The organism is Pseudomonas sp. MOIL14HWK12:I1 (assembly GCF_000510705.1).
Taxonomy (GTDB): Bacteria; Pseudomonadota; Gammaproteobacteria; order Pseudomonadales; family Pseudomonadaceae; genus Chryseomonas; species Chryseomonas oryzihabitans.
Genome location: NZ_KI783309.1, coordinates 98,907 through 120,572, shown reverse-complemented (window position 1 = coordinate 120,572; position 21,666 = coordinate 98,907). Strand labels below are relative to the sequence as shown.

Sequence of the window (21,666 nt, the reverse complement as noted above, 5' to 3'; positions counted from 1 at the left end):
AGGCCGGGCTCGCCACGGATAATGCCGGGTTTTCATCGCAGTGCGCGCTCGGCGCACGCCGAAGGCCAAAGACCATGAAAGACAGCATCCGCCAGCTCATCCAGCACGCCCTCGACCGCCTGATCGCCGACGGCACCCTGCCGGCCGACGTGGCCCCGGCCATCCAGGTCGAGAACACCAAGGACAAGAGCCACGGCGATTTCGCCAGCAACGTCGCCCTGCTGCTGTCCAAACCGGCTCGGGCCAAGCCCCGTGACCTGGCCGAGAAGCTGCTGGCCGCCCTGCCCGCCGATCCGGCGGTGAGCAAGGTGGAGATCGCCGGCCCCGGCTTTCTCAACTTCTTCCAGAATCATGCGCAACTGGCCGCGCGGCTGGATGCGGCCTTCGCCGATCCGCACCTGGGCGTGCCCAGCCACGAGCCGCGTCAGCGCGTGGTGGTGGACCTCTCCTCGCCGAACCTGGCCAAGGAGATGCACGTCGGTCACCTGAGATCCACCATCATTGGTGATGCCGTGGCGCGGGTGCTGGAATTCCTCGGCGACGAGGTGATCCGCCAGAACCACGTGGGTGACTGGGGTACCCAGTTCGGCATGCTGCTGGCCTACATGGAAGAGCAGCCCCAGGCCGCCGAAGGCGAGCTGGCCGATCTCGAGGTGTTCTATCGCGCCGCCAAGGGCCGCTTCGACGCCTCGCCGGAATTCGCCGCTCGCGCCCGCGAACTGGTGGTGGCGCTGCAGGCGGGCGATGCCCACTGCCTGCGGCTCTGGGAGCGATTCAATGCCGTCTCCCTGTCCCACTGCCAGGAGGTCTACGATCGCCTCAACGTCAAGCTGACCCCGGCCGACGTCAAGGGCGAGAGCGCCTACAACGACGATCTGGCGCAAGTGGTGGCCGATCTGGACGCCGCCGGTCTGCTCACCGAGAGCGACGGCGCCCGTTGCGTCTTCCTCGACGAATTCAAGAACGCCGAGGGCAATCCGCTGCCGGTGATCGTACAGAAGGCCGGCGGTGGCTATCTCTATTCCACCACCGACCTGGCCGCCATGCGCTATCGCAGCCGCCAGCTGCACGCCGATCGCGCGCTCTACTTCGTCGATCAGCGCCAGGCCCTGCACTTCCAGATGGCCTTTGAGGTGGCGCGCCGCGCCGGTTTCGTCGATGCGGCCATGGACCTCGAGCACATGGGCTTCGGCACCATGAACGGCGCCGACGGCCGTCCGTTCAAGACCCGCGACGGTGGCACCGTCAAGCTGGTCGACCTGCTCGACGAAGCCGAGGAACGTGCCTACCAGCTGGTCAAGGAGCGCAATGCCGGTCGCGCCGAGCGTGGCGAGGCGCCCTTCAGCGAGGACGAATTGCGCCACATCGGCCGCGTGGTGGGCATCGCCTCGGTCAAGTACGCCGACCTGTCCAAGCACCGTACCAGCGACTACAGCTTCAACTTCGAACAGATGCTCAGCTTCGAGGGCAACACCGCGCCCTATCTGCTGTATGCCTACACCCGCGTCGCCAGCGTGCTGCGCAAGGCCGAGCAGAACGACCCCGCCGGCAGCATCCGCCTGGACGCGCCCCAGGAGCAGGACCTCGGCGGACGTCTGGCGCAATTCGGCGAGATCCTCGCCAGCGTTGCCGACAAGGGCACCCCGCACCTGCTGTGCAGCTACCTCTATGACCTGGCCGGCCTGTTCTCCAGCTTCTACGAGAATTGCCCGATCCTGACCGCCGAGGACGCCGCCCTGCGCCAGAGCCGCCTGCGGCTGGCCGCCCTGACCGGGCGCACCCTCAAGCAGGGTCTGGAACTGCTTGGTCTGCACACCCTGGAACGCATGTAAGAGACGGATCACCGCCTGATGGCCACCAAGAAAGCCCCACCCAAGCGCGGCGCCAGTCGCAACACCTCGGCTCCCAAGAAACAGCCCCTGCCCGGCTGGGTCTGGCTCGCGTCGGGTCTGGCCATCGGGGCCTTCGTGGTGTTCCTGATGAAGCTCGAACCGGGCAACAAGGCGGTGCAGCGCGCCAAGCCGGAAGAGGGTCGCCCGGCCGCCGCGGCGGGCAACGGCAAGCCAGCCGCGACCGCCGCCGGCAAGACCGAGGGCACGCCGCCCACGCCGATCAAGCCCAAGTACGATTTCTATACCCTGCTGCCGGAATCCGAGGTGATCGTGCCGCCGGATGCCGTGCCGCGCAATCCGGCCGCCAAGCCGGCCACCCCGGCCAAGCCGGATGCCGCCGCGACCCCGGCGCAACCCGGCCAGGCGGCCACGGCGACACCGGCCACGCCCGCGACCACACCGGGCCAGCCGGCCGCCACGCCGCCCAAGGAAGCCACCACCAAGGCCCAGCCGCCGGTGACGCTGTTCTTCCTCCAGGCCGGGTCCTTCCGCACCCAGGCCGATGCCGACCGGGTCCGCGCCCAGATCATCATGCTTGGCCAGGACGTGCGGGTAGAGTCGGGCAAGGTCAAGGACGACACCTGGTACCGGGTACTGGTCGGTCCCTACAGCGATCGCGACCAGCTGACCCAGGCGCAGAAACAGCTCGCCGGCAGCGGCTTCAAGAATCTGTTGCTGCAACAGCGACGCGGTCACTGATCGGAGCAATCCCTCGCCGCGGCGCTTGAAGGGCGTCGCGGCCATCCCCATATCTCCGCGTAACCGGGGCTGACTGCCCCAAGCAACGCGGAGAGATTCCCTTGACCACCATCGTTTCTGTACGCCGCAACGGCAAGGTCGTGATCGGCGGCGACGGCCAGGTTTCCCTGGGCAATACCGTCATGAAAGGCAACGCCAAGAAAGTCCGGCGGCTGTACCGGGGCGAGGTGCTGGCCGGTTTCGCCGGCGGTACCGCCGACGCCTTTACCCTCTTCGAGCGCTTCGAGGCGCAACTCGAGAAGCACCAGGGCCACCTGGTCCGGGCCGCCGTCGAGCTGGCCAAGGACTGGCGCACCGACCGCGCCCTGCGCCGCCTGGAAGCCATGCTGGCGGTCGCCAACAAGGACGCTTCCCTGATCATCACCGGCAATGGCGACGTGGTGGAGCCCGAAGAAGGCCTGATCGCCATGGGTTCCGGTGGCGCCTATGCCCAGGCCGCTGCCCGCGCCCTGCTCATGCACACCGACCTGGGTGCGCGCGAGATCGCCGAGACCGCCCTGAATATCGCCGGTGACATCTGCGTGTTCACCAACCGCAACCTGACCATCGAGGAGCTGGACGCGCCCCAGGCGTGATCCGGTTTAGAGACTGCCCATGTCCATGACCCCCCGCGAGATCGTCCACGAACTCAATCGCCACATCATCGGCCAGGACGACGCCAAGCGCGCCGTGGCCATCGCCCTGCGCAACCGCTGGCGGCGCATGCAGCTGCCGGTCGAGCTGCGCCCCGAGGTCACGCCCAAGAACATCCTGATGATCGGCCCAACGGGTGTGGGCAAGACCGAAATCGCCCGCCGCCTGGCCAAGCTGGCCAATGCGCCCTTCCTCAAGGTGGAAGCCACCAAGTTCACCGAGGTCGGCTATGTCGGCCGCGACGTCGAGTCCATCATCCGTGACCTCGCCGATGCCGCGGTGAAGATGCTGCGCGAGCAGGAGATGGTGCGTAACCGCCATCGCGCCGAAGACGCCGCCGAAGAGCGCATCCTCGATGCCCTGCTGCCGCCGGCGCGTCCCTCGGTAGGCTTCAGCAACGAACCCCAGCCGGCGGCGACCGATAGCAACACCCGCCAGCTGTTCCGCAAGCGCCTGCGCGAAGGCCAGCTGGACGACAAGGAAATCGACATCGAGGTGGCCGATGCCCCTGCCGGCGTCGAGATCATGACCCCGCCCGGCATGGAGGAGATGACCAGCCAGCTGCAGAATCTCTTCGCCGGCATGCACAAGGGCAAGACCAAGCAGCGCAAGCTCAAGGTCAAGGAAGCGCTCAAGCTGGTGCGTGACGAGGAAGCCGCCCGCCTGGTCAACGAAGAAGAACTCAAGGGCCGCGCCCTGGAAGCCGTCGAGCAGCACGGCATCGTCTTCATCGACGAGATCGACAAGGTCGCCAAGCGCGGCAACACCAGCGGCGCCGACGTCTCCCGCGAAGGCGTGCAGCGCGACCTGCTGCCGCTGATCGAGGGCTGCACCGTCAACACCAAGCTGGGCATGGTCAAGACCGATCACATCCTGTTCATCGCCTCGGGTGCCTTCCACCTGTCCAAGCCCAGCGACCTGGTGCCGGAACTGCAGGGCCGCCTGCCGATCCGCGTCGAACTCAAGGCGCTGACCCCGCAGGACTTCGAGCGCATCCTCACCGAGCCGCACGCCTCGCTCACCGAGCAGTATCGCGAGCTGCTCAAGACCGAGGGGCTGCACGTGGACTTCGCCGCCGACGGCATCACCCGCATCGCCGAGATCGCCTGGCAGGTCAACGAGAAGACCGAGAACATCGGTGCCCGGCGCCTGCACACCCTGCTGGAGCGCCTGCTGGAAGAGGTGTCCTTCAGCGCCGCCGACCTCGCCGGCCAGCAGAATGGCGAGCCCATCGTCATCGACGCGGCCTATGTGAACGGCCACCTGGGCGAACTGGCCCAGGACGAAGACCTGTCGCGCTATATACTGTAACGGTAGGTTTGGTGCATTCGTGATCGCGGCCATCGGCCGCTCCTACAGGAGACATCGAACCCTGTAGGAGCGGCCGCATCGGCGGACCGCCATGGCCGCGATGGCCTCAGGCAAAGACTGCAAAACCGCTCAGAGAACCTCACCATGCGTACTCCCACCGCCATCCAGCTCCACAAGGCTTCGAAGACCCTCAGCGTCAGCTATGGCGCGGAAACCTTCGAGCTGCCCGCCGAATTCCTGCGCGTGCATTCGCCCTCGGCCGAGGTTCAGGGACACGGCAATCCGGTATTGCAGTGGGGCAAGCAGCAGGTCGGCATCAGCGCCGTCGAACCGGCCGGGCGCTACGCCATCAAGCTGACCTTCGACGACGGCCACGACAGCGGCCTGTTCAGCTGGGACTATCTCTATGAACTGGGCAGTCGCCGCGACGCGCTCTGGGCCGACTACCTGGAACAACTGGCCCGCGCCGGCAAGACGCGGGACCCGCATGTCAGCGCGGTCAAGCTGATGCTCTGAGCGGACTCAGGCCGCCAGGGCCTTGTCCAGCTTGCGCTCGATTTCCTTTTCGATCTGGCCACTGAGCATCGAGAACATCATGCCCAGGGTCGCCAGCACCCGCACCCGGTCCTCACCGACCTCGATCCGCCCATCCACGCCGCTGCGCGTGAACTTCAGGGTATCGCCTTCCCAGGCGCAGGCCACCCCATAGTCGCGCGTGAGTTTTTCCGCCAGCTGGTCGGTCTTTTGGCGAACGCTTTCCAGGCCGAGCGAATGGCTGCGTTCGATGGTGATCTGGGACATCGGGGAACTCCGGATAAGGGGCCCTGACTATAGCGAGGGCCCGGCACCTCGCCAATCGCGAGAACCGAGCGGTCAGCCAGGTTTTAGCCAGGCAAGCCGGGCGATCCCCCTGCTAGAATGCCCTCTTGTCCCTGTCCCAGGTGTAGCCCCATGAGCGATCCGCGCAAAGGCCCCGAGGCCGAATCCCAGACCCACTTCGGCTACCAGAGCGTTCCGGAGAGCCAGAAGGCTTACAAGGTCGCGGAAGTCTTCCATTCGGTCGCGGCCAAGTACGATGTGATGAACGACCTGATGTCGGCGGGCATCCACCGGCTGTGGAAGAGATTCACCATCGAACTCTCCGGCGTGCGCCGCGGCAACCGGGTGCTGGACATCGCCGGCGGTACCGGCGACCTGACCAAGCAGTTCGCCCGCCTGGTCGGCCCCACCGGCGAGGTGGTCCTGGCCGACATCAACGATTCCATGCTCAGGGTCGGACGCGACCGCCTGCTCGACGAAGGCGTCGCCAGCAACGTGCGCTTCGTCCAGGCCGATGCCGAGAAGCTGCCCTTCCCCGACAACCACTTCGACTGCATCACCATCGCCTTCGGTCTGCGCAACGTCACCCACAAGGACCAGGCGCTGGCCTCCATGCTGCGCGTGCTCAAGCCCGGCGGCCGGCTGCTGGTGCTGGAATTCTCCAAGCCCACCAATCCGCTGGTGTCCAAGGCCTATGACGCCTACTCCTTCGGCTTCCTGCCGCTGATGGGCAAGCTGGTGGCCGGTGACGCCGACAGCTATCGCTACCTGGCCGAATCCATCCGCATGCACCCCGACCAGCAGACCCTCAAGGCCATGATGGAAGAAACCGGCTTCGCCCGGGTGACCTTCCACAACATGACCGGCGGCGTGGTCGCCCTGCACCGCGGCATCAAGCCCTGATGGCCCTCGTCACCCAGGCGTTGCTGGCCGCGCTGGAGCGTGGCCTGAATCCGCTGTTGGCGCTGGATCCAGTGGCGCTGCCGCGACTGGCCGGCCTGACCGGCCGGGTGATCGCGGTCCAGACCCGGCAACCGGCGTTGCGCCTCTACATCCTGCCCGCGGGTGACGGCCTGCACTTCGCCGCCCATCACGAGGGCGACATCGACTGCACCCTGAGCGCCCCGGCGACGCGCCTGGCCGAGCTGGCCCTGGCCCGCGACAAGCAGCGGGTGCTGCACCAGCCGGACGTCCGCCTGGAAGGCGACAGCACCCTGCTGATCGAGCTGTCCGATATCCTGCAGAAGCTGGAGCTGGACTGGCAGCACGAGGTCAGTCGCTGGCTCGGCCCGCTGCCCGCGGCGCTGCTCGGCGATCTGGCCCGGCGTGGCCAGGCCCTTGGCGAACAGAGTCGTGACAGTCTGCAGCTGACGCTGTCCAACTGGCTGAACGAAGAGAGTCGTCAGCTGGTCGGCCGCCTGGAAGGCGAGGCCCGCTTCGCCGAGATCGATGCCCTGCGCCTGGACGTGGATCGTCTCGACGCCCGTCTCGCCCGCCTGGGCGCCGCCCGCAACGCCAGGGATAACCCCGACGAATGAAGCTGTTCGCTGCCCTCAACCGCCTGTTGCGGATCTTCTTCGTGGTGATCCGCTATCGGCTGGACGACATCGTCTACGCCCTGCCGCTGCCCTGGTACCTGCGCGCCACCCGCTATGTGCTGCCCTGGCGCTGGCTGCCGCGGCCGAGCAAGACCCTGCCGCGCGGCGCCCGCCTGCGCCTGGCGCTGGAAGGCCTGGGCCCGGTGTTCGTCAAGTTCGGCCAGATCCTCTCCACCCGTCGCGACCTCATGCCCGAGGATATCGCCGACGAACTGATGTTCCTGCAGGACAAGGTCCCGCCCTTTCCACCGGAAAAGGCCGTGGCGCTCATCGAGTCGCAACTCGGCGTCCCCATCAAGCAGGCCTTCGCCCGTTTCGACCACCAGCCGCTGGCCTCGGCCTCGGTGGCCCAGGTGCATGCCGCCCAGCTGCGTACCGGCGAAGAGGTGGTGGTCAAGGTGGTACGGCCCGGCCTGAAGGGCATCATCAGCCAGGACATCGCCTGGCTGTTCCTGCTGGCGCGCATGGCCGAGCGGCTGTCCGCCGAAGCCCGCCGCCTGCACCCGATGGACGTGGTCAGCGACTACGAGAAGACCATCTACGACGAACTGGACCTCCTGCGCGAAGCCGCCAACTCCAGCCAACTCAGACGCAATTTCGACGGCTCCGAGCGCCTCTATGTGCCCCAGGTGTATTGGGACTGGTGCCGCGAGCGGGTGCTGGTCATGGAGCGCATCTACGGCATCCCGGTGACCGACCTGGCCGCGCTGCGCGACCAGGGCACCGACTTCAAGCTGCTGGCCGAGCGCGGCGTGGAGATCTTCTTCACCCAGGTGTTCCGCGACAGCTTCTTCCATGCCGACATGCACCCGGGCAACATCTTCGTCAGCACCGCTAAGCCGTGGGATCCGCTCTACATCGCCGTGGACTGCGGCATCATCGGCAGCCTGACCCCCGAGGACCAGGACTACCTGGCGCGCAACCTCTGGGCCTTCTTCCAGCGCGACTACCGCAAGGTCGCCCAGCTGCACATCGACTCCGGCTGGGTGCCGGCCAACACCCAGGTCAACGAACTGGAAGCGGCCATCCGCACCGTCTGCGAACCCATCTTCGAGAAGCCGCTCAAGGACATCTCCTTCGGCCAGCTGCTGCTGCGGCTGTTCCAGGTGGCACGCCGCTTCAACATGGAAATCCAGCCGCAGCTGGTGCTGCTGCAGAAGACCCTGCTCAACATCGAAGGCCTGGGCCGCCAGCTCTATCCGGACCTGGACCTCTGGTCCACCGCCAAGCCCTATTTGGAAAAGTGGATGCGCAAGCGGCTGAGTCCGCCCCAGGTCGCCCGCAACATCCAGCAGCAACTGGAGCAGATCCCGCATCTGGCGCAGATGGCCCGCGACACCCTGGAACGCATCACTCAGCCCCACCGCAAGGACCCGCCCAATCCCTGGGGGGATCGCCGCGACGACTGGATCGTGCGCGTCATAGGCGCGGTGCTGCTGGTGGGCGCCGCCCAGCTGGGTCTCGAACCCCAGCCCCATGCCTGGCCGGCCTGGGCCATGCTGGTCGGCGGCCTGGTTCTGGTGATCAGGCGCTGAACTCCTTAAGCTGTAACCGTCCTGTCATTTTTATCGGGCGAAATACACGCCCTCAGCCACTGGTGCCCTGCCGCTGTATTCGAGCCGCGTCTTGTGCGAGGCTGGTACCCTAAATTCGTAGTACTGAACAGACCGATGAGCGACTGGTTAGACGAGATCCACTGGAACAGCGATGGCCTGGTACCGGCCATCGCCCAGGACCCCACCTCGGGGCGCATCCTGATGATGGCCTGGATGAACCGCGAATCCCTGGCCCTGACCGCCACCGAAGGCCGCGCCGTCTACTGGTCGCGTTCGCGCAACCGGCTGTGGCGCAAGGGCGAGGAATCCGGGCACGTGCAGCGCGTCCTCGAGCTGCGCCTGGATTGCGATGCCGACGTGGTGGTGCTGCAGGTGGAACAGCTCGGTGGCATCGCCTGCCATACCGGCCGGGAAAGCTGCTTCTATCGCGTGTTGCGCGAAGGCCAGTGGGAGACCGTCGATCCGGTGGTCAAGGACCCCAGTGCCATCTATGCCGGAGGGCACGGCCATGACTGACACCCTCGCGCGCCTGGCGCAGGTGCTGGAAGAACGCAAGCAGGCCGCCCCGGACTCCTCCTATGTGGCCAGCCTCTACCACAAGGGTCTGAACAAGATCCTGGAAAAGGTCGGCGAAGAAAGCGTCGAGACCATTCTCGCCGCCAAGGACGCCGCCATCAGCCAGCAATACGACGACGTCATCTACGAGACCGCCGACCTCTGGTTCCACAGCCTGATCATGCTCTCGGCCCTGGGCCAGCATCCCCAGGCCGTGCTGGACGAGCTGGATCGTCGTTTCGGCCTCTCCGGGCACGCCGAAAAGGCCGCCCGCACTCAATCCTGACCCCAAGCTTCGCAACGAGGAAAGACCATGGGTATCTTCGACTGGAAACACTGGATCGTCATCCTGCTCGTCGTGGTGATCGTCTTTGGCACCAAACGCCTGAAGCATCTGGGCTCCGACGTGGGCGAGGCCATCAAGGGCTTCCGCAAGGCCATGCACACCGACGAGGACGACAAGGCCGAACAGCCGGCGCCCACCGCCAGCACGGCCAACCCGAATGCGCCCCTGAATCGTCCCCAGACCTTCGATGCCGAGCACCGCAAGGTCGAAGAGCCGGTGGTGCGCAAGGACTAAGGCCCCGCCATGTTCGGAATCAGCTTTCCCGAAATGATGCTGGTGGGGTTCGTCGCCCTGCTGGTGCTGGGCCCGGAACGCCTGCCCGGTGCCGCGCGCACCGCGGGTCTGTGGATCGGTCGCCTGAGGCGCAGCTTCAACAGCATCCGCCAGGAAGTGGAGCGCGAGATCGGCGCTGACGAAATTCGCCAGCAGCTGCGCAACGAGCATATCCTGTCCATGGAACAGCGCGACAACCGGCCCAAGCCTGCCGCTTCCACCCCGGAAGCTCAGACCCCACCGGCCGCCGTTGCTCCGCCCATGCCCCAGGACGTGGTTGCCGAACGCCCGCAGGATCCGCCCCAGACGCCGCCAAGAGCACCATGAGCGACAAGCCTTCCGAACACGATGACCAGGAAATGCCCCTGGTCTCGCACCTCACCGAATTGCGCACCCGCATCCTCCGATGCGTGCTGGCGACCTTTCTGATCTTTCTCGGGCTGTTCTACTTCGCCCAGAAGATCTATGCCTTCGCCTCTGAGCCGATCCGCCGCGTCCTTCCCGAGGGCGCGACCATGATCTCCACGGACGTCACCTCGCCGTTCCTCGCGCCCTTCAAGCTGACGCTGGTGGTGTCGCTGTTCATCGCCATGCCGGTGATCCTGCACCAGGTCTGGGGGTTCGTCGCGCCCGGGCTCTATCGTCACGAGAAGAAGGTCGCCATCCCGCTGCTGATCTCCAGCATCGTGCTGTTCTACGCCGGCATGGCCTTCGCCTACTTCCTGGTGTTCCCGATCATCTTCCACTTCTTCAGCAGCATCACGCCGGAAGGCGCCATGATGATGCCGGATCTGAACGCCTACCTGGATTTCATCCTGACGCTGTTCTTCGCCTTTGGCGTCGCCTTCGAGATTCCGGTGGCCACCGTGCTGCTGATCTGGATCGGCGTGGTCGACGTGGCCTACCTGAAGAAGATCCGCCCCTACGTCATCATCGGCTGTTTCGTGGTCGGCATGATCCTGACCCCGCCGGACGTCTTCTCCCAGACCATGCTGGCCGTGCCCATGTGGCTGCTGTTCGAGATCGGCCTGCTATTTGGCCGCTTCGTGCAGAAGCGCGAGCGCCCGCTGGGCGACGAAGACGCCGCCCCCGAAGCCCAACCGCCCGCCGAACGTCCGTGAATCTGATCCTGCTCGAAGCGGCCGACTTCATGGCCGCTGACCGGGTCGTGCTGCGCGATCCACGCCGTCTCGCCCATCTGCGCGAGGTTCACCAGGCGGCTGCCGGCGACCGGATGCGCGTCGGCCTCCTGGATGGCCTGATGGGTACCGGCCAGATCGAGTCCCTCGACGCCGGCCAGGCCTGCCTGACCGTCACCCTCGACCAGCCACCGCCGGCCAAGCTGCCGCTCACTCTGCTGCTGGCCCTGCCCCGTCCCAAGATGCTGCGCCGGGTACTGCAGACGGTGTCCGCCATGGGCGTCGCGCGCCTGGTGCTGCTGAACAGCTACCGGGTGGAAAAGAGCTTCTGGCAGACCCCGTTCCTGGAGCCCGCGGCTATCGAGGAGCAATTGCGCCTGGGGCTGGAGCAGGCCCGGGACACGGTGCTGCCGGAGGTGCTGATCGAAAAGCGATTCAAGCCCTTCGTCGAGGATCGCCTGCCCGCGCTCGTCGCCGGCACCCGCGGCCTGGTCGGTCATCCGGGCAACTACCCAGCCTGTCCTCGCGCCCTCAGCGAGCCCGTGACGCTGGCGATCGGTCCCGAGGGTGGCTGGATACCCTATGAGGTCGAAAAGCTGCAGGAAGCGGGTCTGGCGCCCGTACAGCTCGGTGAGCGCATCCTGCGCGTCGAGAACGCCGTACCCGCCCTCCTCGCCCGCCTGTTCTAGCCCGCCTGTCTTAGTCCGATCACGGACAAGAAAAAGCCCCGGCGTCTCGCGACACCGGGGCTTTTTCAATGCGCGGAGCGCCGCCTCAGGAGGCGGGCCGCGGGGTCAGGCTGGCCGGACTGGCTGCGGCATCCGCGGCCGAGTCGCTGTGGGAGCGCGGCCGCAGGGTGGCGTAGGCTTCCCGCCAGTTGCGGTGCTCTTCGGCCTTCCAGACCTGCAGGTGCAGTTGCGCCATGCCGTCCGGATCGCTTAGCAGACGCCACTGGTCGTCGCCCTTGGTCTTCTCGGGACCGGCGGCCAGGACCCGGGCCACCCGCTCCTCGCGCAGCCGGCGTGCCGGCTCCACCACCTTGCCGTGGCGACCGCGGGCCATGCCGATGGCCAGGGCATTGAGCACCGGATCGACGGTGGCGCGCAGGAAGCCCCTGGTCAGGGCGTTGCGGTTGTTCAGGTGCAGGTACTCGTCGGTCGCCACCAGCTCGCGCGGCGGTGCGTACTCTTCCGGGATCAGGAACAGGTGATGGCGGCGACTGCCCAGACCCAGGTTGGTCCGGCTGGAAATCACCGACACCGGTGCCGACAGGATCAGCGACACCACGATGGGCGACAGCCACCAGAGGAAGCGCGGATCCAGCCAGGCCACGCCGGCGGTCCAGATCAGACCGAGCAGCATCTGCGAACCATGGCGGCGGAAGGCTTCGCTCCAGGGCGTGTCGTTGTCGTCCCGCTGGGGCGAATTCCACTGCACCGACCAGCCCAGGAAGGCGGCGGTCACGAACACCGTGTGAAACAGCATCCTCACCGGTGCCAGCAGCACCGAGAAGAGCATCTCCAGCATCATGGAAAGGAACAGCCGCAGGCCGCCACCGAATTCCTTGGCGCCCTTGGCGATGATCAGCACCACGCTGAGCAGCTTGGGCAGGAACAGCAGGATCAGGGTGGTGGAGAACAGCGCGATGGCCTGCTCCGGATGCCACTGGGGCCAGACCGGGAACAGCTGGCGGGGCTGGAAGAAGTACTGGGGCTCCAGCAGCTTGTGGATCGCCAAGAGCGCCGTGGACAGCACCAGGAAGAGGAACCACAGCGGCGCCGACAGGTAGGACATCACCCCGGTGAGGAACACCGCGCGGTGTACCGGGTGCATGCCCTTGACCAGGAACAGCCGGAAGTTCATCAGGTTGCCATGGCACCAGCGACGGTCACGCTTGAGTTCGTCCAGCAGGTTGGGCGGCAGTTCTTCGTAGCTGCCCGGCAGGTCGTAGGCGATCCACACGCCCCAGCCGGAACGCCGCATCAGCGCCGCTTCGACGAAGTCGTGAGAGAGAATCGCACCGGCGAACGAACCCGTGCCCGGCAGCGGTGCCAGGGCGCAGTGGTCGATGAACGGCTTGACCCGGATGATGGCGTTGTGGCCCCAGTAGTGGGATTCACCCAGCTGCCAGAAGTGCAGGCCGGCGGTGAACAGCGGTCCGTACACGCGGGTGGCGAACTGCTGCAGGCGCGCGTACAGGGTGTCCATGCCGGACGCCTTGGGCGCGGTCTGGATGATGCCGGCACGCGGATTGGCTTCCATCAGCCGGACCAGGCTGGCCAGGCATTCGCCGCTCATGACGCTGTCGGCGTCGAGCACCACCATGTACTTGTACTGGCTGCCCCAGCGACGGCAGAAGTCGTCGATGTTGCCGCTCTTGCGCTTCACCCGACGACGACGACGGCGATAGAAGATGTGGCCGAAGCCACCGACCTCGCGGCACAGCTCCAGCCAGGCCTTTTCTTCGGCTACGCATTTGTCCGGATCGTTGCTGTCGCTAAGGATGAAGAAGTCGAAGTGCTCCAGCTCGCCGCTGGCGCGGACCGACTCGTAGGTGGCGCGCAGACCGGCGAAGACCCGTGGCACGTCTTCGTTGGCGATGGGCATCACCAGGGCGGTACGCGACTGGGGATCGATCGGCTCGGTGCCGGTGGAACTGGCCGAGATGCTGTACTTGTCGCGGCCGCTGAGCAGTTGCCAGAAGCCCATCAGGGCGGTCCAGAAACCGGCGGACACCCAGCAGAACAGCAGGGCGAAGAGCAGCAGGATGCTGGTCTGCACCACATAGGGCAGTACCTGGCGGATGGACTCGCCCCAGCCCTGACGGTAGACCTCGCCGAGATCGACCAGCGCCCAGCCCTGATAGGGCAGCACGGCCTTCATGTACCAGGTGGCGATGCCGGTCTGCACCAGCATCAGGATCAGCAGGATGAAGCGCCGGAAGGAACCGACCTTGCGCCAGTGCGCATGGGCATCGGCTTCGGGATCGGGTTGCCAGCGGCTGTGATCCTTGCGGCCGAGCAGCCGCTTCCAGCTCCGCGCCACGGGATTGGTGCGCCAGGGATCGGGCACCATCATGGAGCGGGTCATGGGCGGGGTGGCCTTGATGAAGACGCGACCCTGGGCATCGCTGCCCAGCAGCTCGCCATCCTCCAGGGTATCGTCCCAACCGGCGGCCAGACGCGCTTCGGTGGAGGCGATCACCGCCTCGGCACCCTGGGCGCCTTCGCCGCGGGCACCGGCCAGTTGCCGGTGCAGCGACTCGACGTCCGCCGTCTGGTCCAGCACCTGCCGTTGCCCGGCGGGCAACGGCAGGTGTTCGAGGTAGTCGCCAGCAGCGGCGACCGAGGTATCGCGGGTGGTGTTATTCATTGGCAGGTAGCTGGTAAGTCCAGGTTTCGCTGAGCGGTTTGTCACCCTGGGCGAGGTTGGCGCGCATTTCCACCGGCTTGGTCTGATCCTTGACCTTGAGTCTCAAGGTCAGGCGATAGCCCTTGGTAACCGGGTTGTAGCGCACAGAGTTCTCGACCAGTTCACCGTTGGCATCCAGGCTGACCTGGGAGCCGACCTGCGAATCCTCGGGCAGGTCATCGAGGTTCGGACCTTCGAAGTCGATGATGTAGGCCAGGCTGCCATCGGTCTGGCGCACCAGGTTGGACTGGCGCACGTCACCGGTGGACAGACGGGTCTGGGAGACCCAGGCCAAGTCCTTGGTGTGCAGGTTGGGTTCGTCGGTGGTGAAGTGCAGGCGATAGCTGACATCGATCGGCTGGCCCTTCTCCGGCAGGGTGTCCGGCGTCCAGAAGGCTACGATGTTGTCGTTGGTCTCGTCCGGGGTGGGGATTTCCACCAGCTCGACGTGACCCTTGCCCCAGTCGCCCTTGGGCTCTACCCAGCCGCTGGGACGCTTGTCGTAGCGCTCGTCCAGGTCCTGGTACTTGTAGAACTCGTGGCCACGCTGCAGCAGACCGAAACCGCGCGGATTCTCGATGGTGTAGGTGCTGACCGACAGGCGGCGCGGGTTGTTCAGCGGACGCCACAGCCACTCGCCGTTGCCGGCATGGATGGCCAGACCGTTGGAGTCGTGCAGTGCCGGACGATAGTTGACCTGGGCGCTCGGCTGGTTGGGGCCGAACAGGTACATGCTGGTCAACGGCGCGATACCCAGCTTGTTGACGTTGTCGCGCAGGAACACCTTGGCTTCGACGTCGACGGTGCTGTCCTTGCCGGGAGTCAGCACGAAGCGATAGGCACCGGTGGCGCGCGGCGAATCGAGCAGCGCATAGATCACCAGGTTGCGGCGATCCGACTGGGGCTGTTCGACCCAGAATTCGGTGAAGCGCGGGAATTCCTCGCCGGACGGCAGCGCGGTGTCGATGGCCAGGCCACGGGCGGACAGGCCATAGACCTGGTTCTTGCCGATCACGCGGAAATAGCTGGCGCCAAGCATGGTCATCAGCTCGTCATGCTTGTCCGCCTTGTTCAGCGGATAGAGCACCTTGAATCCGGCGAAGCCGAGATCCTTGAGCTGGGCCTGGTCGACCTGCAAGTTGCCGAAGTTGAACATCGAGGGATCGTATTTGATCTCTTCGACATTGTTGGCGGTGACCTCGTTGATCTTCACCGGCACGCTGTAGTGCATGCCCTCGTGATAGAAATTCAGGCGGAAGGGCGTCTTGGCATCCTTCCAGTAGGCCTTGTCCTGATTGAAGGTGATCTGCTGATAGTCGGCATACTTCATGCCGCTGAAGGATGCGGGCAGGTTGCTCTTGGGCGCGACGAATTTCTGGCCGGAGAGTTCTTTGGCCTTGGCGGCCACGTCGTCCAGGCTGAAGGCCAGGACCTGGGCACTGAACAGACCCAGAGCGACGGAGAGCCCGATCAGGGCGAAGCCCTGCTTGCCCGGCTTAACTTTGGAATGAGATAACACGCAGCCTCCTAAATCAGCGTACGAATACGTTTGGCGACGGGTGGTCGCGAAACGGATAGGCAGAGGTCCGACTCCCGCAGGGGTCAATGATTCCCCAGTTGGACGACCGTTCAAACTCGAACTGCGCAATCATAGACACTTGGCAGGGCGCTGTAAGGGGCGCCCTCACTAAATCGACAATAAAAATGTCACTGGTCCGTCGTTGACCAGGGAAACCTGCATGTCGGCGCCGAAACGACCGGTCTGAACCTCGGGATGAAGGTCGCGGGCGAGGCCTACCAGATGGTTGAACAACCGCTCGCCCTGGGCCGGTGGCGCGGCGCTGGAAAAGCTCGGCCGGCGGCCGCTGCGGGTATCGGCGGCCAGGGTGAACTGGGAGACCAGCAGCAAGCCGCCGCCGACGTCCTGCAGGGACAGATTCATGCGCTGCTCGCCGTCGGCGAACACCCGGTACTCCAGCAGTCGCTTGAGCATGCGGCTGCAGGCGGCCTCGTCATCCGCCGGTTCGATACCGACCAGGACCAGCAGGCCCGCGCCTATGGCGCCGACCGTATGGCCCTCAACCTCGACGCTGGCGCGGCTGACCCTTTGCAGCAGCGCCTTCACTCGGCCTCCTGGGGCAGATCGAGCAGCTGGCGGGCGATCTGGTCGGTCGCCCGCACCAGGGCGTCGCAGATACCGGGCTCGCTGGCCGCATGACCGGCGTCGCGGATGATCTGCAATTCGCTGCCCGGCCAGGCGTGGTGCAGGGCCCAGGCATTGTCCAGCGGGCAGACCATGTCGTAGCGGCCGTGCACGATCACCGCCGGGATATGGGCGATCCGGGGCATGTCGCGCAGGAGCTGGTCGGGCTCGAGGAAGGCATTGTTGATGAAGTAGTGGCACTCGATGCGGGCGATGGCCAGGGCGTGCTCGCTGAATTTCTCCAGCACGTCGGGATTGGGCCTCAGGGTCACCGTACGCCCCTCCCAGCAGGACCAGGCGCGCGCGGCGGACATCTGTGCCAGTTCGTCCGGACCGGTCAGGCGGCGATAGTAGGCCTGGATGAGGTTGCCGCGCTCTTCCTCGGCGATGGGGTGCAGATAGTCCTGCCAGAAATCGGGAAACAGCCGGCTCGCGCCTTCCTGGTAGAACCACTGCAGATCCACCGGGCGGCAGAGAAAGATGCCGCGCAGGACCATGGCCTTGACCCGCTCGGGATGGCGCTGGGCATAGGCCAGCGCCAGGGTCGACCCCCAGGAGCCACCGAACAGCACCCATTGCTCGATGCCCAGGTGTTCGCGCAGGCGCTCGATGTCCTCGACCAGGTGCCAGGTGGTGTTGTTCTCCAGGCTGGCGTAGGGCGTGGAGCGACCGCAGCCGCGCTGATCGAAGGTGACGATGCGGTAGAGATTGGGATCGAAGAAGCGCCGGCTCAGGCGATCGCATCCGGAGCCGGGTCCGCCATGGATGAACAGCACCGGCAGACCATCCGGCGAGCCGCTCTCATCGACATAGAGCACATGGGGCGCTTCGACGGCCAGCTCGTGGCGGGCGTAAGGCTTGATTTCCGGATACAGATTCAGCATGTCGCGCTCCGCGGGGCAGGGTCGGCCCCTTCATCATAGACCTGCACCTTACCGGGTTTCCACGCTACCCGGGCTTGCTTCGCGTCCAGTGGCACCCGCACCATCGACGGCCAGTCGCCAGAGGAGATCGCCATGTCCCATGCCAAGCTGCAGTTGCTGCTGATCGATCCGCAAAACGATTTCTGCGACCTGCCGGGTGCGGCCCTGCCGGTGCCCGGTGCGGTGGCCGGGCTGCGGCGCGTCGCGGCCCTGATTGAGCGCCTGGGTGCCCGCCTCCGCGGGGTGCAGGTGACCCTGGACTCCCATCAGCCGCTGCACATCGCCCATCCGCACAGCTGGCAGGATGCCCAGGGCCAGCCACCGGCGCCCTTTACCCAGATCGGTGCGGACGAGGTGGCCAGCGGTCGTTGGCAGACCCGTGATCCAGCCGAACGTGCCCGGGCGCTGGCCTATGTGCAGGCGCTGGAAGCCGGGGGTCGCTATCGCCTGGTGATCTGGCCGGAGCACTGCCTGGTGGGCGGCTGGGGCCATGGGGTGCAGCAGGATGTCCATCAGGCGCTCAATGCCTGGGGCCGGCAGCAGGGACGCCTGGTGGATTTCATCGCCAAGGGCAGCAATCCCCATACCGAACATTATTCGGCGCTGCGCGCCGAGGTCCCGGATCCGGCGGACCCGGGCACCGCGGTGGACGCTGGCCTGATCGCCCGCCTCCAGGCGACCGATACCCTGTTGATCGCCGGCGAGGCGCTTTCGCACTGCGTGGCCAGCACCGTTCGCGATCTGCTGGAATTCTGGCCGCGGGAGAGGCGCCAGGACCTGGTGCTGCTGACCGACTGCAGTCATTCGGTACCGGGCTTCGAAGCCCAGGGCGACGCCTTCCTCGCCGAGATGCGCGCCGCCGGCATCCGCCTGGCGACCTCGACGGACGTGCTCTAGCCCGTCCGTCCGCGGCCCTACTTGATCTCGTAGAGACCGGTGTAGGTCGCCGAAGCCAGCTGGTTGAGGTGGATCATGAAGCGACCGACCGCATTGGTCGCGTCCGCCGGCACCGGCAGCTGATCGACCTTGAGCGCATGCAGCTGGAAGATGTAGCGGTGCGGCTTGTCACCCTTGGGCGGCGCCGCGCCGCCGAAGCCGCGGGTGCCATAGTCGTTGATCAGCTGCAGGGCGCCCGCCGGCAGACCCGAGCCATCGGCGCGGCCGGCGTCTTCCGCCAGGCCCTGGGTACCGACCGGGATGTTGACCACCACCCAGTGCCAGAACCCGCTGCCGGTGGGGGCGTCCGGATCGTAGACGGTCAGCGCCAGGCTCTTGGTATCGGCCGGCAGATCGGACCACTGCAGCGCGGGCGAGATGTTGTCGCCGTGGGCACCGAAGTCGGCCACGTCGAATTCGTGGCGCTTGGGCATGAAGGCGTTGTCGGAAAAGGCATCGGTCCAGAGTTTCACGGGGAGCTCCTGTGGCCTAGGGCATGTGGGCGTCGGTCTCGCGCCAGACCAGACGATTGAGGTTGTAGCCCTTCTCGCGGGCGATGCGCAGCAGCTTTTCGCTCTGCGCCGCGGAAATGTCGGGCTTGCGCGCCAGCAACCAGAGGTACTTGCGATCCGGACTGCCGACCAGGGCGGTCTTGTAGTCGTCGTCGACATAGAGGATCCAGTAGGGTCCCTTGGCGACATTGGGCAGGACACCGCTGAACCAGGTATCGAAGCGCACTTCCAGGCGATCGGTCACGCCCGGCTTGATGGGGGTGGCGGTGCCGGTGGCTTCCTCCACCTTGCCGTCCAGGGTACGGCAGCGGTTGAACACGGCGACCGAGCCGTCGGCCATGACGTGATAGTTGGCTTCGGACTGGGCGCACTTGCGCTGGAAGAACATCGGCAGCCGCGCCACCTCGTACCAGTGTCCCTGGTAGCGCTGCAGGTCGACATTGCCCGCGGTGAGCGGCGGGACTTCGCGCGGGCCGCTGGCGCAGGCCGCGAGCAGTCCGGCGGCACCCGCCAGCAGTAGCAGTTTGGTAGAGGTTTTCATCGCAGACCCTGCCCGGCGAACATCGCCACCTTATCGTTGAGATACTGCACGCTGATGAAGGAGCCGCGATCGCCCCAGGTACAGGTGGTGACGCCCAGGGCACCCGCGCATTCCGTGGGTGCACCCAGGATCTGCTCCACCTCGGCCTTGGTCTGGCCGGCCTTGAGCCGGGAATAGTTTTCCTGATTGACCTTGCCGCAGCCAGCCAGCATCAGACTGCCCACCAGCAACAGCGCCAAGCGCCCTTTCATACCTCTGCTCCTCCATCCTGACGGCAAGGCTATAGAGCCCGCCCGGCCGCCAGGGTTCGCTTCGTCAGCCGGCGAGATAGGAGGAACGGGTCAGGCCCAGGCGCATGGCGTCGAGGAACTGGGTGCGCTCGCGCGCGGTGAGGCGCGCACTGGCGACCTTGTCGCGGTAGTAGGTCATCAGCTCCTCGGGCGAGAGGTGCACGTACCTGAGCATGTCCTCGATGGTGTCGTGGGTCTCGATGCCCCCGTGGCGCACACTGCCGTCGGCGTCCTGGTAGACGTTCACCGAATCGGTGTCGCCGAACAGGTTGTGCATGTCGCCGAGGATCTCCTGGTAGGCGCCCACCAGGAACACCGCCAGCAGATAGTCTTCGCCCTCGCGCACCTCGTGCACCGGCAGGCTGGTCTCGATGCTCTGCTCGTCGACGTACTGCTTGATCTTGCCGTCGGAGTCGCAGGTCAGGTCCTGCAGCACGGCGCGGCGCACCGGCTCCTCGTCCAGGCGGGTCAGGGGCACGATGGGCAGGATCTGGTCGATGGCCCAGGTGTCGGGCAGGCTCTGGAACACCGAGAAGTTGCAGATGTACTTGTCGGCCAGCTTGTCGTTGAGTTCGTCGAGCACCTGGCGGTGGGAACGCTGGCGCGCCTTGAGCTGGTTGTAGAGGCGACGGCAGATGGCGAAGTAGCACTGCTCGGCCAGGGCCTTGTCGCTCAGGCTCAGGGTGCCGGCGGCGTACTGGGCGGCGGCTTCGCTGACGTACTGGGTGGCGCGCCAGTAGGTCTCGGTGACCATCTCCGGATCGGTGTCGCCGAGCAGCTCGGCCAGCCACTGCACCACCTCGGCCTTGCCTTCGAAGCGCTCGCTGGCCGGCACGCTGTCGTTGTGGCGTTCGACGTCGGTGACCTGCATCACCAGCATGGCGTGGTGGGCGGTCATGGCGCGACCGCTTTCCGAGAAGATGTTCGGATGCGGCAACTCCTGCTGGTCGCAGAATTCCTTGAGCATGCCGACCACGGTACCGGCGTAGTCGTCCATGTCGTAGTTGATCGAGCTGGCGTTGCGCGAGTGGGTGCCGTCGTAGTCGACGCCCAGACCGCCGCCGACATCGATGTGGTCCAGCGGCAGGCCCAGGGCGCGCAGCTCGGCGTAGTAGCGGATGGCTTCGCGGAAGCCCTGGCGGTAGTCGGCCAGGTTGGCGATCTGCGAGCCCATGTGGAAGTGCAGCAGGCGCACGCCCTGCTCCAGGCCGGCGGCGCGGAAGCGCTCGATCACCGACAGCAGCTGGGCGGCGGAGAGACCGAACTTGGACTTCTCGCCACCGGTGTCGGCCCATTTGCTCGACGCCAGGGACGATAGCCGCACCCGCAGGCCGACCTGGGGCGTGACCTTGAGCTCGGCCGCCTCCTCGATCACCAGCGGGACCTCGGATTCCTTCTCGATGACGATGAAGACGCTGTGGCCCAGCTTCTGGCCCATCAGCGCCAGGCGGATGAATTCGCGGTCCTTGTAGCCGTTGCAGACGATGGTGCCACCCTTGGGCGCCAGCGCCAGCACCGCCATCAGCTCCGGCTTGGAACCGGCTTCCAGGCCGATGGAGACGTCACGGGTGGCGATGATGTTTTCCACCACCGCTTCCTGCTGGTTGACCTTGATCGGATAGAGGGCGGTGTAGCGGCCCTGATAGTCGAGGCGCTCGATGTTGCGATCGAAGGCACCGGTCAGGTGGCGCACCTGGCCCTGGAGGATGTCGGGGAAACGCACCAGCAGCGGCAGCGACAGCCCCGCTTCGCGCAGCTGGCCGACCAGCACATGGAGGTCGATCGGCTGGCCGTCCGGGCCGTGGGGGCGGACTTCGACGTTGCCGGCGTCGCTGATGGCGAAGTAGCCGGCACCCCAGTGGCGAATACCATAGACGCTGCGGCTGTCCGCCACGGTCCACTGGCTGCCGTCATCTTTGCGCGTGCGTCGTGGGGACATTCGCGGGAATCTCCTGTAGGGAATCTTGCT

General features: G+C 66.0%; 24 protein-coding genes. 15 read left to right on the top strand and 9 right to left on the bottom strand.

Features of this window, described 5'->3' with window-relative positions; genetic code table 11:
• The first annotated feature begins 74 nt into the window (after nucleotides 1-74).
• The 5 genes from argS (at nucleotide 75) to PSEK12I1_RS0121660 (ending at nucleotide 5,111) form a co-directional block, all read left to right on the top strand.
• Nucleotides 75-1,832, top strand: a complete 1,758-nt coding sequence (gene argS, locus PSEK12I1_RS0121680) for an arginine--tRNA ligase (protein ID WP_027602902.1) — start codon at nucleotides 75-77, stop codon at nucleotides 1,830-1,832.
• An 18-nt stretch (nucleotides 1,833-1,850) separates the two neighbouring features.
• Nucleotides 1,851-2,591, top strand: a complete 741-nt coding sequence (locus PSEK12I1_RS0121675; RefSeq protein ID WP_007161615.1) for an SPOR domain-containing protein — start codon at nucleotides 1,851-1,853, stop codon at nucleotides 2,589-2,591.
• Nucleotides 2,592-2,692: 101 nt separating this feature from the next.
• A complete protein-coding gene (gene hslV, locus PSEK12I1_RS0121670; protein ID WP_007161614.1) occupies nucleotides 2,693-3,226 on the top strand; it encodes an ATP-dependent protease subunit HslV in 534 nt (177 codons plus the stop codon).
• Nucleotides 3,227-3,245: 19 nt separating this feature from the next.
• Nucleotides 3,246-4,595, top strand: a complete 1,350-nt coding sequence (gene hslU, locus PSEK12I1_RS0121665; RefSeq protein ID WP_027602901.1) for an ATP-dependent protease ATPase subunit HslU — start codon at nucleotides 3,246-3,248, stop codon at nucleotides 4,593-4,595.
• A gap of 144 nt (nucleotides 4,596-4,739) precedes the next feature.
• Nucleotides 4,740-5,111 (top strand): gamma-butyrobetaine hydroxylase-like domain-containing protein, encoded by a 372-nt coding sequence (locus PSEK12I1_RS0121660; RefSeq protein ID WP_007161612.1) that lies wholly within the window; start codon nucleotides 4,740-4,742, stop codon nucleotides 5,109-5,111.
• A 6-nt stretch (nucleotides 5,112-5,117) separates the two neighbouring features.
• On the opposite strand, the gene PSEK12I1_RS0121655 is transcribed toward PSEK12I1_RS0121660, so the two are convergent.
• Entirely contained in the window at nucleotides 5,118-5,396 is a 279-nt protein-coding gene (locus PSEK12I1_RS0121655) for a polyhydroxyalkanoic acid system family protein (protein ID WP_027598922.1), read from the bottom strand.
• A gap of 150 nt (nucleotides 5,397-5,546) precedes the next feature.
• On the opposite strand from PSEK12I1_RS0121655, the gene ubiE reads away from it, so the two are divergent.
• From ubiE to PSEK12I1_RS0121610, 9 genes are all read left to right on the top strand, one after another.
• Entirely contained in the window at nucleotides 5,547-6,317 is a 771-nt protein-coding gene (ubiE, locus tag PSEK12I1_RS0121650) for a bifunctional demethylmenaquinone methyltransferase/2-methoxy-6-polyprenyl-1,4-benzoquinol methylase UbiE (RefSeq protein ID WP_007161610.1), read from the top strand.
• The gene (locus PSEK12I1_RS0121645; RefSeq protein ID WP_007161609.1) at nucleotides 6,317-6,952 is read left to right on the top strand and encodes an SCP2 domain-containing protein; all 636 of its coding nucleotides are present in this window, start codon (nucleotides 6,317-6,319) and stop codon (nucleotides 6,950-6,952) included. The genes ubiE and PSEK12I1_RS0121645 overlap by 1 nt, the downstream gene beginning before the upstream one ends.
• The gene (gene ubiB, locus PSEK12I1_RS0121640; RefSeq protein WP_007161608.1) at nucleotides 6,949-8,547 is read left to right on the top strand and encodes a ubiquinone biosynthesis regulatory protein kinase UbiB; all 1,599 of its coding nucleotides are present in this window, start codon (nucleotides 6,949-6,951) and stop codon (nucleotides 8,545-8,547) included. The genes PSEK12I1_RS0121645 and ubiB overlap by 4 nt, the downstream gene beginning before the upstream one ends.
• Before the next feature lie 135 nt (nucleotides 8,548-8,682).
• On the top strand, nucleotides 8,683-9,084 hold the full coding sequence (hisI, locus tag PSEK12I1_RS0121635; protein WP_027602899.1) for a phosphoribosyl-AMP cyclohydrolase: 402 nt from the start codon (nucleotides 8,683-8,685) through the stop codon (nucleotides 9,082-9,084).
• The gene (locus PSEK12I1_RS0121630) at nucleotides 9,077-9,409 is read left to right on the top strand and encodes a phosphoribosyl-ATP diphosphatase (RefSeq protein ID WP_007161606.1); all 333 of its coding nucleotides are present in this window, start codon (nucleotides 9,077-9,079) and stop codon (nucleotides 9,407-9,409) included. Before hisI ends, PSEK12I1_RS0121630 begins: the two co-directional genes overlap by 8 nt.
• 27 nt (nucleotides 9,410-9,436) lie before the next feature.
• Nucleotides 9,437-9,703 carry a twin-arginine translocase TatA/TatE family subunit gene (locus PSEK12I1_RS0121625; protein ID WP_007161605.1) on the top strand — a complete coding sequence of 89 codons (267 nt, stop codon included), beginning with the start codon at nucleotides 9,437-9,439 and terminating at the stop codon, nucleotides 9,701-9,703.
• Between the two features lie 9 nt (nucleotides 9,704-9,712).
• Complete coding sequence (gene tatB / locus PSEK12I1_RS0121620; protein WP_007161604.1) at nucleotides 9,713-10,069, top strand: Sec-independent protein translocase protein TatB; 357 nt, start codon at nucleotides 9,713-9,715, stop codon at nucleotides 10,067-10,069.
• Nucleotides 10,066-10,863: a twin-arginine translocase subunit TatC gene (gene tatC, locus PSEK12I1_RS0121615; RefSeq protein WP_027602898.1), complete on the top strand. Its 798-nt coding sequence runs from the start codon at nucleotides 10,066-10,068 to the stop codon at nucleotides 10,861-10,863. The genes tatB and tatC overlap by 4 nt, the downstream gene beginning before the upstream one ends.
• Nucleotides 10,860-11,570 (top strand): 16S rRNA (uracil(1498)-N(3))-methyltransferase, encoded by a 711-nt coding sequence (locus PSEK12I1_RS0121610; protein ID WP_027602897.1) that lies wholly within the window; start codon nucleotides 10,860-10,862, stop codon nucleotides 11,568-11,570. Before tatC ends, PSEK12I1_RS0121610 begins: the two co-directional genes overlap by 4 nt.
• A gap of 85 nt (nucleotides 11,571-11,655) precedes the next feature.
• Here the strand turns inward: PSEK12I1_RS0121610 and mdoH are convergent, their stop codons facing one another.
• The 4 genes from mdoH to pip all read right to left on the bottom strand — a co-directional run bounded on the left by mdoH (nucleotide 11,656) and on the right by pip (nucleotide 17,379).
• Nucleotides 11,656-14,253 (bottom strand): glucans biosynthesis glucosyltransferase MdoH, encoded by a 2,598-nt coding sequence (gene mdoH / locus PSEK12I1_RS0121605; RefSeq protein WP_027602896.1) that lies wholly within the window; start codon nucleotides 14,251-14,253, stop codon nucleotides 11,656-11,658.
• Nucleotides 14,246-15,766, bottom strand: a complete 1,521-nt coding sequence (locus PSEK12I1_RS0121600) for a glucan biosynthesis protein G (RefSeq protein WP_371099754.1) — start codon at nucleotides 15,764-15,766, stop codon at nucleotides 14,246-14,248. Before PSEK12I1_RS0121600 ends, mdoH begins: the two co-directional genes overlap by 8 nt.
• Before the next feature lie 213 nt (nucleotides 15,767-15,979).
• Entirely contained in the window at nucleotides 15,980-16,417 is a 438-nt protein-coding gene (gene dtd / locus PSEK12I1_RS0121595) for a D-aminoacyl-tRNA deacylase (protein ID WP_027602894.1), read from the bottom strand.
• A complete protein-coding gene (gene pip / locus PSEK12I1_RS0121590) occupies nucleotides 16,414-17,379 on the bottom strand; it encodes a prolyl aminopeptidase (protein ID WP_027602893.1) in 966 nt (321 codons plus the stop codon). Before pip ends, dtd begins: the two co-directional genes overlap by 4 nt.
• 132 nt (nucleotides 17,380-17,511) lie before the next feature.
• Between pip and PSEK12I1_RS0121585 the strand changes: the two genes are divergently transcribed.
• Entirely contained in the window at nucleotides 17,512-18,315 is an 804-nt protein-coding gene (locus PSEK12I1_RS0121585; RefSeq protein WP_027602892.1) for a hypothetical protein, read from the top strand.
• A gap of 17 nt (nucleotides 18,316-18,332) precedes the next feature.
• On the opposite strand, the gene PSEK12I1_RS0121580 is transcribed toward PSEK12I1_RS0121585, so the two are convergent.
• From PSEK12I1_RS0121580 to speA, 4 genes are all read right to left on the bottom strand, one after another.
• On the bottom strand, nucleotides 18,333-18,827 hold the full coding sequence (locus tag PSEK12I1_RS0121580) for a YbhB/YbcL family Raf kinase inhibitor-like protein (RefSeq protein WP_027602891.1): 495 nt from the start codon (nucleotides 18,825-18,827) through the stop codon (nucleotides 18,333-18,335).
• 16 nt (nucleotides 18,828-18,843) lie between these two features.
• Nucleotides 18,844-19,407, bottom strand: coding sequence for a lipocalin family protein (locus PSEK12I1_RS0121575; protein WP_007161595.1), 564 nt, complete (start codon nucleotides 19,405-19,407; stop codon nucleotides 18,844-18,846).
• Entirely contained in the window at nucleotides 19,404-19,658 is a 255-nt protein-coding gene (locus tag PSEK12I1_RS0121570; protein ID WP_007161594.1) for a hypothetical protein, read from the bottom strand. Before PSEK12I1_RS0121570 ends, PSEK12I1_RS0121575 begins: the two co-directional genes overlap by 4 nt.
• 64 nt (nucleotides 19,659-19,722) lie before the next feature.
• Complete coding sequence (speA, locus tag PSEK12I1_RS0121565; RefSeq protein WP_007161593.1) at nucleotides 19,723-21,636, bottom strand: arginine decarboxylase; 1,914 nt, start codon at nucleotides 21,634-21,636, stop codon at nucleotides 19,723-19,725.
• Between the last annotated feature and the right edge of the window lie 30 nt (nucleotides 21,637-21,666).